The organism is Catenulispora pinistramenti (genome assembly GCF_018274385.1).
Classification (GTDB): domain Bacteria; phylum Actinomycetota; class Actinomycetes; order Streptomycetales; family Catenulisporaceae; genus Catenulispora; species Catenulispora pinistramenti.
On the sequence record NZ_JAAFYZ010000281.1, the window covers coordinates 1 to 12,034 of the forward strand.

The 12,034-nt window shown below is 69.8% G+C and carries 12 protein-coding genes; 8 read left to right on the top strand and 4 right to left on the bottom strand.

The annotated features are described in order from the left end of the window. Positions 1-54 precede the first annotated feature (54 nt). The gene (locus KGQ19_RS43480; protein WP_438801902.1) at positions 55-1,194 is read left to right on the top strand and encodes an agmatine deiminase family protein; all 1,140 of its coding nucleotides are present in this window, start codon (positions 55-57) and stop codon (positions 1,192-1,194) included. A gap of 68 nt (positions 1,195-1,262) precedes the next feature. On the opposite strand, the gene KGQ19_RS43485 is transcribed toward KGQ19_RS43480, so the two are convergent. The 3 genes from KGQ19_RS43485 to KGQ19_RS43495 form a co-directional block, all read right to left on the bottom strand. Then, complete coding sequence (locus tag KGQ19_RS43485; RefSeq protein ID WP_307856690.1) at positions 1,263-2,042, bottom strand: class I SAM-dependent methyltransferase; 780 nt, start codon at positions 2,040-2,042, stop codon at positions 1,263-1,265. 127 nt (positions 2,043-2,169) lie between these two features. Beyond that, complete coding sequence (locus KGQ19_RS43490; protein ID WP_212020602.1) at positions 2,170-3,069, bottom strand: arylamine N-acetyltransferase family protein; 900 nt, start codon at positions 3,067-3,069, stop codon at positions 2,170-2,172. 250 nt (positions 3,070-3,319) lie between these two features. Next, positions 3,320-3,913 carry a TetR/AcrR family transcriptional regulator gene (locus tag KGQ19_RS43495; RefSeq protein WP_212020604.1) on the bottom strand — a complete coding sequence of 198 codons (594 nt, stop codon included), beginning with the start codon at positions 3,911-3,913 and terminating at the stop codon, positions 3,320-3,322. A 165-nt stretch (positions 3,914-4,078) separates the two neighbouring features. On the opposite strand from KGQ19_RS43495, the gene KGQ19_RS43500 reads away from it, so the two are divergent. From KGQ19_RS43500 to KGQ19_RS43530, 7 genes are all read left to right on the top strand, one after another. Further along, positions 4,079-5,107, top strand: coding sequence for an agmatine deiminase family protein (locus KGQ19_RS43500; protein WP_212020606.1), 1,029 nt, complete (start codon positions 4,079-4,081; stop codon positions 5,105-5,107). Further along, positions 5,104-6,054 (top strand): nitrilase-related carbon-nitrogen hydrolase, encoded by a 951-nt coding sequence (locus tag KGQ19_RS43505; RefSeq protein ID WP_212020608.1) that lies wholly within the window; start codon positions 5,104-5,106, stop codon positions 6,052-6,054. Before KGQ19_RS43500 ends, KGQ19_RS43505 begins: the two co-directional genes overlap by 4 nt. Positions 6,055-6,177: 123 nt before the next feature. Then, positions 6,178-7,815 carry an ABC transporter substrate-binding protein gene (locus tag KGQ19_RS43510; protein WP_212020610.1) on the top strand — a complete coding sequence of 546 codons (1,638 nt, stop codon included), beginning with the start codon at positions 6,178-6,180 and terminating at the stop codon, positions 7,813-7,815. A gap of 5 nt (positions 7,816-7,820) precedes the next feature. Further along, the gene (locus tag KGQ19_RS43515; RefSeq protein WP_413563204.1) at positions 7,821-8,882 is read left to right on the top strand and encodes an ABC transporter permease; all 1,062 of its coding nucleotides are present in this window, start codon (positions 7,821-7,823) and stop codon (positions 8,880-8,882) included. Beyond that, positions 8,879-9,748 carry an ABC transporter permease gene (locus tag KGQ19_RS43520; protein ID WP_212020615.1) on the top strand — a complete coding sequence of 290 codons (870 nt, stop codon included), beginning with the start codon at positions 8,879-8,881 and terminating at the stop codon, positions 9,746-9,748. The genes KGQ19_RS43515 and KGQ19_RS43520 overlap by 4 nt, the downstream gene beginning before the upstream one ends. Then, positions 9,745-10,764, top strand: a complete 1,020-nt coding sequence (locus KGQ19_RS43525) for an ABC transporter ATP-binding protein (RefSeq protein WP_212020617.1) — start codon at positions 9,745-9,747, stop codon at positions 10,762-10,764. The genes KGQ19_RS43520 and KGQ19_RS43525 overlap by 4 nt, the downstream gene beginning before the upstream one ends. Further along, the gene (locus tag KGQ19_RS43530) at positions 10,757-11,644 is read left to right on the top strand and encodes an ABC transporter ATP-binding protein (RefSeq protein WP_212020619.1); all 888 of its coding nucleotides are present in this window, start codon (positions 10,757-10,759) and stop codon (positions 11,642-11,644) included. Before KGQ19_RS43525 ends, KGQ19_RS43530 begins: the two co-directional genes overlap by 8 nt. An 18-nt stretch (positions 11,645-11,662) precedes the next feature. Here KGQ19_RS43530 and KGQ19_RS43535 read toward each other — a convergent pair. Further along, the coding region (locus KGQ19_RS43535; RefSeq protein WP_268908206.1) for an ArsB/NhaD family transporter at positions 11,663-12,034 on the bottom strand (372 nt) is incomplete at its 5' end.

Genomic DNA, 12,034 nt, shown 5'->3' on the forward strand with positions numbered 1-12,034 from the left:
ACCCCCACCCGCCGCTCTCTGCTGCTCGGCGCCGCCGCGGCCGGGGCCGCGACGCTGGTCGGCGCGCGTGCCGCCGAGGCCGCCACGGCGAACGCGGCACCGGCCACGAGCGCGAAGGGTGCCGCTGACGCTTCCGCCCTCGGCGCGGCGGCTGCCGCCCCGGCCCATCGGGCAGCGGCCGCATCAGGCACCTTCGTCGTCCCGGTCGACTCCGTCCCGCACACCCGCACCTGGATGGCCTGGCCGGACTCGACCTCGATCTGGGACCGTCAGCTGGCCGGCGTCCAGCAGAACATCGCCCTTATCGCCCGCACGATCGCCGACTACGAGCCCGTCTACCTCCTCGCTAACTCCGCCAGCGTCGCCAAGGCCCGCTCGATGTGCGGCTCCGGCGTCACGGTCATCGGCTCGATCCCGGTCAACGACTGCTGGATGCGCGACACCGGCCCGATCTTCCGCACCGACGGGGCCGGCGGCCTGGACAGCGTCGGGCTGAACTTCAACGGCTGGGGCAACCGCCAGGTCCACACCAACGACGCCCTCGTCGCCCAACGCGTGGCCGGCTACCTGGGCCTGCCCTTCACCGCCGCCGGCCTGGTCGCCGAGGGCGGCGCCATCGAGACCGACGGCGCCGGCACCCTGATGGCGACGCAGTCGAGCATCGTCAACACCAACCGCAACCCGAAGCTGAGCCAGGCCCAGATCCAGGCCGCGATGTGCGCGGCCTACGGCGCCGGCGAGGTCATCTGGTTCACCGGCATCAGGAACCAGGACATCACCGACGACCATGTCGACGCCACCAGCCGCTTCCTGGCCCCCGGCGCCGGCGCGGTGCAACTCCCGGCCTCGGACGAGAACGACGTCTGGGCCACCGACGAGAAGCAGCAGTACCAGGTCCTGTCCACGGCCACCGACGCCCAGGGCACAACCATCGGCGTCACGAAGATCCAGGGCCCGGACTACAACCTCATCCGCTCGACGAACCAAGATTTCGTGGGCTCATACGCGAACTACTACGTCTGCAACGGCGCGGTGATCTCCGCACAGTTCGGCGACACCAACGCCGACGGTCAGGCCTACGACACCCTCAGCGCCCTGTTCCCCGACCGGACCATCGAGCAGCTGGACATCGACAATCTCGGCAACGGCGGCGGCGGGATCCACTGCGTCACGCAGCAGCAGCCCTCGGTCTGACCGGATTGCTGCTGACTGAATTGTCTGTCAGAGCGCGGGCTGCCTGTCTTGCCGAAGCCAGCCCGAGCTCAGTGCTTGACGGCCCGGGTGGCGAAGTAGCCAGGCAGGTACCGGGCGGTGGCATCCGCGTGGTGCGGCGCTTCGTTCCAGTGGGTCAGGGTGAAGCCGGCCGCGAGCTGGCCGCCGATCTGCTCGGTGAGTGAGTGGCTGTATTCGATCGGCCCGGTCCCATACGAGCGCTGCCGCTCGTCGTCCGGGAGATCAAGGCTGCTGAAGGGGAGCCGGTGGCGCACTACGAGCTCACCCCGCTCGTCCAACGCCGTGACGTCGAAGATGAAGACGTCGGGGTTCAGGAACCCGGCCATCAGGATCCCGCCCGGGCGCAGCACGCGGAACGACTCCCGCCAGACCGGTGCGAGATCGGGGCAGAACACGTTGGACACCGGGTTGAAGACGACATCGAAGCCGGCATCGGGGAACACGCTCAGGTCGCGCATGTCGCCGAGCTCGGTACGGACCGCCAGTCCCTCGCGGGCCGCGACCTCCCGGTCGCGGTCCAGCTGCCGCGGCGAGTTGTCCAGTACCGTCACGGCCGCGCCCGCCGCCGAGAGCACCGGCCCCTGCTGCCCTCCGCCGGAAGCCAGGCACAGCACCTCGGCACCGACCAGTTCAGCCGGAAACCAGTCGCGCGGCACTGCCTGGTGACCGATCAGGACGACGGACCAATCGCCGGCCCGGGCCCGGGCGATGACCTCCGGCCCGACCGGCTGGGTCCATTCGTTGCTGTTCTCCACCTCGCGGTCCCAGGCGGCGCGGTTGTAGGCCACGGGATCAAAGCTGTCCGTCACAACGGCACAGCTTAGGGGGCTGGCACCAGGGCACTCGGCGATTTTTCGCGACGGGCGTCTTCCGCGACGGGCCTCTTCCGCACCGACAACAGCACTATCTAGTGCGGCGCCCTACCGCAGCGCCGCACTAGTTCTCGGCCGACTGCTGCTTCGCTCGCCACTCCGCCCCCGCACGCTGGACGCGGTCCCACAGAGCGGCGCGGTCGGCGTCGTCGATGGCCGACAGGTCCAGATGGAACACGTCCGTTGCGATCTTGAACAGCTCCTCGGCGGACTCCAGGATGCGTGTCGTGCGCCGTCCGGCCCCCTCATCGCGCGTGAACTCGTCATCCAGCACGAACTCGGCGCAGCCCGCGTCGCGGCGGAAGAGCTCGAACCACCTGACGTAGGAAGACCGCGGCGACGTCGACAACTCGGTGTGGCGGCTCCTGAAGTCCTCCCACGTGGCCGGCGCCAGCGTGAAGTCCATGCTGTGGAAGGTCGTCTGCGCCGGATCAGTGAAGAACCGCCAGGCGTCCGGGCCGATCTCCGGCAGCGGCCCCAGCTCGAAGCGGAAGGGACCCTGGACGTGGACGCCCTCCCGAAGCGGGATGGGCTCGTGGTGCGAGTTGGCCAGGCCGACGTCGACCGACCAGCGTTCGCCGTCGAGCACGACGGTGAGGGCCATGTGCGTGTCGTAATCGTCGGCGGTCGCTTTGGCGGTCGCGGCGGAGCCGTTTATCTGGCCGCGGTGCATGGTGACGTCGTACCCGAGGACGGTCAGCAGCTCGCAGAAGGCGTTGTTCAGGTTGAAGCAGTAGCCGCCCCGGCCGGCCAGGATGCGGGCTATGGACTCGGCCGGGTCGATGCCCTGCGGGCGTCCGAGCTGGATGTCGAAGTTCTCGAAGGCGATGAGCTCGACGTGTGCGCGGTGAAGCCTGCGCAGGGTGTCGAGCGACGGGGCACCGAGGGACTGCGGGTCATCGACGCCGAGCTTGGCCAGGTAGGGCGCGGTCCAGGCGGGATGATCGTTCGTCTTCGAGGTCATGGCTCCGAACACTAATGCAGCGCTGCGAAAATCCGCGCAGGGATTAACGCGGCGCTGCACTGGAGCACTCTGCACTGGAGCACTGTCTACGCCCGGCGCCAGGTCACCACGGACCCGGTGCCCCGCCGCACTATCCGCGACAACCGACGGGACTCACCACACCGCCAGGGCGAACGTCGCCTTATACGGCCCGCATAAGATGATTGATTCCTGGGGGTTCCGTATGCCGGAACCCCCAGGAATCAATCGTCTAGCGTCCCGGCCCCAGTTCCGCCACAATCGCCCCCCGCAGCAAATCCCGGGCCCGCTCCAATCCCAGCGTCCCCGACAGCCACCGCTCCGACAGCCCTTCCACCAGCGCTGTCAGCCGCTCGGCCACGTCCTCCGGCTCGACGCCCTCGCGCGCCTGCCCGGCCTCCTGGGCCAAGGCGACCCGCTCGGCCATCTCCGCCACCCACGCGGCCGTCGCGCCCTCCAACCGCTCTCGCAGGTCGGTGTCGAAGATCGCCGAGGCGCGCAGTTCGCCCCAGGCGGTGCTGTTCTCGCGGATCTCGTCGGTGTCCTGCAACTCCAGCAGCAGCGTCTGCTCCAGCTCCGAGCGCGCGTCCGAGTCGCCCGCGTCCTTCGCCATCGCAATCGCCTGCGCCGTGTACCGGTCGGCCCGGTCGCTGATGTAGTCCAGGGTCGCGCGCAGCAAGCCAGCCCGGTCCTTGAAGTGGTAGTAGATCAGCCCGGTCGAGGCTCCGGCCTTCGCCGCGATCTCCTCCACCCGCAGCCCTCTGACGCCGCTCTGGGCGATCATGCCGACCGCCGCCTGGAGGATCAGGTCCCGTTTGCTGGCCACGCCATCACACCTTACATGCGAGTCGCCGTCGTCCGATGCTCTTGACTGAAGTTTCAGTCAAGAGCATTCTAAGCACACCGCGCCGCCGGATGGCAGCGCTGGACCCCCGTTCACGCACCCCCGAACCCCGTTCACCGAACCCCGTTCACAAGGAACCGAAGAACCATGACCATGCGCATGCCGGCCGAATGGGCCGAGCACGAGGGCACCCTGATGGCCTGGCCCACCAGAGCCGACCTGTGGGGCGCCGTCCTGGACGCCGCCAAGGACGAGTACGCCGAGGTGGCGCGCGCCGTCGCCCGCTTCGAACCGGTGTTGATGGTGGCCCCGCCCGGTGCCGGCCCCGAGGCCCGCGAGCGCTGCGGCCAGACCGCCGAAGCCGGCCGCCACGCCATAGACGTGATCGAGCTGCCGATCGACGACTCCTGGTTCCGCGACTCCGGCCCGATCTTCGTCACCGACGGCGCGGGCGGCCGGGCCGGCGTCGACTTCCGCTTCAACGCCTGGGGCGGCAAGCACTCGCCGTGGGACGCCGACGACCGCATCAGCGCCCTGCTACTGGAGCGCCTGGGCGTGGAGCGCGTGGTGTCCTCGCTGATCCTGGAAGGCGGCTCCATCACCGTCGACGGCGAGGGCACGCTGATCACCACCGAACAGTGCCTCCTGCACCCGAACCGCAACCCGGGCTGGACCCGCGAGCGGATCGAGGACGAGCTCAAGGCCCGCCTCGGCGTCACCGCCGTCATCTGGCTGCCCTACGGCGGCGCCGAGGACTTCGAGACCGACGGCCACGTGGACGGCTGCTGCGCCTACATCGCCCCGGCCACCGTGATCGTCCAGCTGCCCGAGGACCCCGCGCACCCGGACTACGAGCGCTGCCGCGCCAACCTGGAGATCCTGCGGACCTCCCGCGACGCCCAAGGCCGCACCCTGACCATCATCCCGGTCCCGCAGTCCAACCGCGTCAGCGTGGACGGCGAAGAGGTCGAGGTCGGCTACCTCAACTTCTACCTCCCCAACGGCGGCGTCGTGGTCCCGGTCGCCGGGGTCCCCGCCGACGAAGGCGCGCTCGCGGCCCTGGCGAAGGCGATGCCGGACCGCGAAGTCGTCGGCGTCCGCACCCGGACCGTCGCCTTCGGCGGTGGCGGCATCCACTGCATCACCCAGCAGATACCGAAGGCGGCAGCGGCATGAGTGCTCGCAGCATCGACTACACGCTCCTGACCTCCTTCGGCTCGCCGCTGGGCTCCCCGGCCCGCCTGGAGCCCTCGGTCCGCCCGCTGCTGCGGATCGGCCTGGTCCAGATGCGCTGGCAGCCGGACGCCGAAGCCCACGACGACGCCCTGCGCGACGGCGTCCGCATCGCCGCCGAACAAGGCGCGACCATGGTCTGCCTGCCGGAGCTGACCCGCAGCCCCTACTTCGCGGCCGACGCGGCGATGGCCGTGGACGCCCCGCGCTTCGCCGAGGATCTGCACGACGGCCCCACCGCCCGTCTGGCCGCCGAGCTGGCGAAGGAACTGGGCATCGTCGTGCACGCCTCGCTCTACGAACGCGCCGACGACGGCGGCCTGGGCTACAACACCGCGATCTGCGTGGACGCCGAAGGCGAGATGCTGGCCAGCACCCGCAAGAACCACATCCCCGAGTTCCCCGGCTACCACGAGAACCTGTGCTTCCGCCCCGGCGACAGCGGCTTCCCGGTAGTGCCGATCGACAACGTCCGCTTCGGTTTCCCGACCTGTTGGGACGAGTGGTTCCCGGAGCTGGCCCGTGCCTACGCCCTGGCCGGCGCCCAAGTCCTGGTGCACCCGACGGCGATCGGCTCCGAGCCGGAGCTGCCGGAGTTCGACACCCGCCCGATGTGGGAGCACGCGATCAGCGCCAACGGCCTGGCCAACGCGCTGTTCCAGATCGTGCCCAACCGCGTCGGCGCCGAGGGGCGGATCGCCTTCTACGGGTCCTCATTCATCTCCGATCCCTACGGCCGCGTCGTCCTGCGCGCGCCCCGGGACAAGCCGGCGGTCCTGGTCGCCGATCTGGACCTGGACCAGCGCCGGGACTGGCTGGAGTTCGGCCTGGTCTACACCCGCCGCCCCGAGCTTTACGGGCCGCTCACCGAGCCGATGGCCCGCGGCTAGCCCTTCTGGCCCGCGGCGGGCACCTCTGGTCCGCGGCTGGCACTGATGGCCTGGGGCTGGCACTGACGGCCCGCGGGCAGCACCTCCCACGCTCGCATCCCTTTCCCTCAAAGGAGCATCATCTTGCTGAGAATCCCCTGGCGATCCACCGCCGCGGCCGGCACCGCGTTGTTCCTCGCCGCAGCCGTCACGGCTTGCAGCGGCGGGCACACCACCAACCCCGGCGGCGGCGCCGCGACCTCCGGCGGCGCTGCCTACGCGCTGTCCGCGTCCACTCCCGTGGCCAAAGGACCCATCGACTCGTTCACGTGGGCCCTCTACGCCGAGCCCACAACGCTGGACTACGCACAGGCCTTCGACTACCCGCAGAACATGATCCTGTCGAACATCTGCGAGTCGTTGATGCGCTGGAACCCGGACCTCACCGAGTCCCCGGGCCTGGCATCCTCGGTGGCCCAGCCGGATCCGACGACGTATGTCTATACCCTGCGATCCGGCGTGAAGTTCCACGACGGCGGCACGATGACCGCCGACGACGTGGTGTTCTCCCTCAAGCGGCAGATGGACCCGGCGACCGGCTCGACCTGGATATCAACGTTCGACAACGTCTCCTCGATCACCAAGACCGGCCCGCTCCAGGTCACCGTCAAGCTGAAGAAGCCGGACTCGCAGTTCGGCGAGGCGATGGCGAACTCGGCGGGCACCGTCGTGCACGCCTCGGCCGTGCAGGCCGCCGGGCAGAACTACGGCACCGCCGGGAACCTCGGTTGCACCGGCCCCTACACCCTCGGCGCCTGGGTCAAGGGCACGTCGATCGAGCTGGACCGCTTCCCCGGCTACTGGGGCAAGCCCGCGCTGGCCGGCAAGGTGGTCTTCAAGTTCATCACCGACCCGACGGCCCTGACCAACGCGCTGCTCACCGGCGCGGCCGACGGCGGCTACCTGATCACTCCGGACAGCTACGCCCGGCTGAAGTCCTCCGGTGTCGGGAACCTGTACTTCGGCAAGTCGCTGACGACGATCAATCTGAACGTCTGCAACCTCTCCGGGACGCTTGGCGACGTCCGTGTTCGCAAAGCCCTGCTATTGGCGCTGGACCGCTCCGGCTTCGTCAAGGCCGGCCTGAAGGGCGTCGGCACCGTCACCTCCTCGATCGCCCCGGCCGATTCCTGGCCCGCCGGAGCCGTGCCGCCGGCCACCGACCTCGCGCCGACCGCCCAGGACCTGACCCAAGCCAAGGCCCTGATTCAGCAGGCCGGCGCCACCGGCAAGACCGTCACCATCGCCACCTCGCCGATCGGCCCGGACGTGTCGCTGCTGGCCACCGCGTTCCAGTCGGCTGGTACTCAGATCGGGCTGAAGGTAGAGCTGAAGACGATCGCCCCGGACGCGTTCACGGCGCTGTTCTCCGACCCCAAGGCCCGCGAAGGCTTGGACGCGTTCCCGGAGACCTACTACCTGTCCACGACCGACCCGCTGGCGATCTACCACATCTTCCGTACCGGGGACTTCGAGAACTACGCGGGCTGGTCGGATCCGGCCTACGACAAGCTGATCGACCAGGCCGAAGCTGAGTACGACCCGGTGAAGCGGGCCGCGATCAGCGCGCAGATCCAGAAGATCGCGATGGATCAGCTGCTCTGGATCCCGGCCGCGGAATGGCCGACCTCGCTGTTCCTGGACAAGCGGATCACCGGCGCCCCGACCTCGATCTCCTACCTTTACTACCCGTGGGCCGCGGACGTCGGCTCGGCCGGGTGAGCGCCGTGGGCGGCGCGAGCGGTGGAAGCTCCGTCGGCAGTGGAGGTGCCGTTGGCAGTGCGAGCGCTGTCAGCAGCGGAGACGCCGTCAGGAGTGCGAGCGCCGCGAGCGATGTCTGGCGGTTCGCGGCGCGGCGGGCCGTGGAACTGGCCGTGACGCTGCTAGCGGCCTCGTTCCTGATCTTCTCCGCGGTCTACCTGGCGCCGGGCCGGCCCGAGACCTTCCTGCTCGGCGGCCGCTCGGCCACCCCGGAGGCGCTGGCCTCGATCCGGGCGCACTACCACCTGAACGACCCGTTCCCGGTGCAGTACTGGCGCTGGCTGACGCAGATGGCGCACGGCGACTTCGGCACGTCGATCCAGTACCGCGCGCCGGTCCTGCACCTGCTCACCGCGCGGCTGCCGGGGACGCTGATGCTGATCGGGATGGCCGCGGTCCTCGTGGCGGTGCTGGGAATCGGCGCCGGGCGGCTGTCGGCGCGCCGGCCCGGCGGCCTGGTCGACCAGGCGGTGTTGGTGGTCACCTCGGTCGCCGTGGGCACTCCGTCGTTCGTCGCGGCGATCGTGCTGATCTGGGTGTTCTCGGTGCGGCTGGGCTGGTTCCCGTCCATCGGATCCGGATCAGGGTTCTTCGATATGGCCTACCACCTGACGCTCCCGGCACTGGCGTTGTCGCTGTACTGGGTGGGGACGCTGGCCCGGGTGACGCGGGCGGCGATGCTGGCCGAGCTGTCGAAGGAGCACGTGGCGGTGGCGCGCAGCCGGGGGATCCCCGAGCGGATCGTGCTGCGCCGGCACGTCTTCCGGAACGCCGCCGGCGGGATCGCGACGATGAGCGGCCTGACCATCACCGGTCTGGTGGTCTCCACGGTGCTGGTGGAGTCCGCGTTCGGGCTCGGCGGGATCGGGGCGTTCCTGGATTCGTCGGTCTCGGTGAAGGACTTCCCGGTCGTGCAGGCCATCAGTCTGCTGATCGTGACCGTGTTCGTGGCCGTCAATCTGGTCGTGGACCTGACCTATCCGTTGCTGGATCCACGCGTCCGGCTCGGGGCGAGGAACAGCGCATGAGCAGTCTGACGCTCGTCCGGCGGCGCCCCGGATTCCGCGCGCTGCGCGTGTCACGGCCTTGGCTGTTCTATATATGCGCGGGCTTCGCGGCGGTGATCGTGCTGGTCGCTGTGTTGGCGCCGTGGCTGGCGCCGGCCGATCCGAACGCCTCGGACCTGAGCGCGGCGCTGACCGGGCCGTCCTGCGCGCACCTGCTCGGCGCCGACGGCTCGGGCCGCGACACGTTGTCCCGCCTGATCCTCGGCTCGCGCACCGCGCTGCTCGGTCCGGCGGCGGTCGTGGTGTTCTCCACGACGCTCGGGGTGGCTGTCGGTGTCGCCGCCGGTTGGCGCGGCGGCTGGCTGGACTCGCTGCTGTCTCGGAGCAGTGAGCTGATGCTCGCCTTCCCCGGGCTGTTGCTGGCCATTCTCTTCGTCTCCTTGTATGGAACGGGGCTGGTGGCACCGATCGCCGCGTTGTCGCTCGCCTACACGCCCTATGTCAGCCGTCTGGCTCGCGGCCTGACGCTGGCAGAGAAACAGAGACCTTATTTAGCGGCGTATCGCGTCCAGGGCTTCTCGAACTGGGCGATCTGCGTGCGGCACCTGATCCCCAACATCGGGCCGGTGATCCTGGCCCAGTCCACCGTCAACTTCGGCTACGCCCTGATCGACCTGGCCGCGCTGTCCTACCTGGGGCTGGGCGTGCCGCCGCTGACGCCGGACTGGGGCGCGATGGTCAACGACGGGCAGTCCGCGATGCTTCAGGGGCAGCCGTTGTCCGCGATCGCGCCGTGTCTGGCGATCGTGGTGACGGTGGTCGCGTTCAACGTCGTCGGCGAGCACTGGGCCGATCGCGTCGCGAACAGAGAGGACGCGCGCTCGTGAACACGGCACAGAGGTCGCAGACACCGCAGAAGTCGCAAACGTTGCACATCCGGGGACTGCGGGTGAGCCTGCCGGGGACCGCGCGCCCGGTGCTCGACGGGGTTGATCTGGAAGTCGGGGCTGGGCAGACGGTGGCGCTGGTCGGGGAGTCCGGGTCCGGCAAGACTCTGACATCGCGTGCGGCGCTCGGGATGCTTCCGGCCGGGGCCACGGCTTCGGGGGTGGTCGAGGTCGACGGGCAGGACGTGCTGACGATGGACGCACGGGCCCTGCGACGGTTGCGGACGACCACCGCGGCGATGATCTTCCAGGACCCGCGGGCCGGCATCAATCCGGTGCGGCGCGTCGGCGACTTCCTCACCGAAGCTCTTCGCACGAACGGCGCGGCGGATAAGCGGACGGCGCGTAAGCGGGCGTTGGCGCTGTTGGACGCGGTCGGGCTGCCCGAACGCGTGTTGCGGCAGTATCCGCACGAGTTGTCCGGCGGCATGTTGCAGCGGGTGATGATCGCCGCGTCGCTGATGGCCGATCCGGTGCTCCTGCTGGCCGACGAGCCGACCACCGCCCTGGACGTCACCACACAGGCTGAAATCATTGCCCTGCTTCGGGATCTGCAATCCCGGTTCGGCACGGCGCTGCTGTTCGTCACCCACGATCTGGAGCTGGCCGCCGTGATCGCCGACCGGGTCGCGGTGATGTACGCGGGGCGGATCGTCGAGACCGGCCCGGCTGAGCAGGTGTTCGCCGATCCGAAGCATCCTTATACGGCGGCGTTGCTGGCGGCCACTCCGCGGTTGGACGCGCCGGCCGGTCGCCTGGCCGTGATCCCGGGCCGGGTTCCTGATCTGCGGACCGAGATTGCGGGCTGCGCGTTCGCGGGGCGTTGTGCGCACGCCGTGGACGCTTGCGGACAGGAGCGTCCGGAGACCGCCGCGGTGCCCGATCGGTCGCAGGCCACGGTCGCCTGCTGGCGGAGTAGCACATTGACGTTGCAAGGAGGAGCGAGCCGTGGCTGAGCCGGTGCTGGAAGTCAGTGGACTGCGGAAGGTCTTCGGCTCGCAGGTCGCGGTGGACGACGTCTCGTTCACGGTCGCGGCCGGCGGGTCGCTGGGCGTCGTGGGGGAGTCGGGCTCGGGGAAGACGACGACCGCGCGGATCATCGTCGGGCTCGACCATGCCGATGCCGGGACGGTTCGCATCGACGGCCGCGATCGGGACCATGCCGGCCGCAAGGCTCGCGGCGCAGACGCCGGTCGTGGGCCCTCCGTCGCTCGCAGCGCTCGCAGCGGTCGCAGGGCTGAGCGGTTGGCTCGCGCTCGCCAGGTCCAGATGGTCTTCCAGGATCCTTTCCTATCCCTGGACCCGCGCCTCCCCATCGGCACCGCCCTCACCGAAGTCCTCCGCCTGCACCACCCAGACGGCGACCACCCCGCCCGCGTCACCGAACTGCTCGACCAAGTCGGCCTCGGCACCCGCGAAGCCACAGCCCTGCCCCGCGGCCTGTCCGGCGGCCAACGGCAACGCGTCGCGATCGCCAAGGCCCTGGCCGTCGAACCGAGCGTGCTGGTGCTGGACGAGGCGGTCGCGGCGCTGGACGTCTCGGTACAGGCACAGATCCTGAACCTGCTGGCGGATCTGCGGGCCGAGCTGGGCATTGCTTATGTGTTCATCACCCACGACCTCGGGGTCGTCCGCTGCGTCACCGACGAGGTGGTGGTGATGCGGCGCGGCGCGATCGTGGAGCGTGGCGCGACTGACATGGTGCTGGCCGACCCGTCGCACTCCTACACACGATTGCTGCTCGAATCAGTCCCCGGACCCGGCTGGGATCCGCAGCTGATCACCGCCGCGCGCCGGGCCCTGGCCGAAGCCGAGGCCGAGCTCACACCCCGATGAACTCACAACCTGCTGAGCTCACACCCCGATGATCTGCACCGCGGCCCACAGCGTGACGGTCGCCGTGATCAGCGTCGCGGGCACGGCGATCAGGCCGAGCCGGGTGTACGTCGCCAGGCTCACCTGTTCGCCGTGTGAGGTGAGCACGCGCCGCCACAGAAGCGTGGCCAGCGAACCGACGTAGGTCAGGTTCGGGCCCAGGTTCACGCCCAGCAGCACCGCCAACAGCGTCGCCGGCCCCAGATGCGCGGCCGCAGGCAGCAACACCAGCGTCGCCGGCAGGTTGTTGACCACGTTGGCCAGCACCGCCGCCACACACGCGGTGCCCAGCAGCGGCAGCAGCGAGGACCCGTGCGGCAGCAGATCCCCGACCCGCGCCCCGATCCCGTC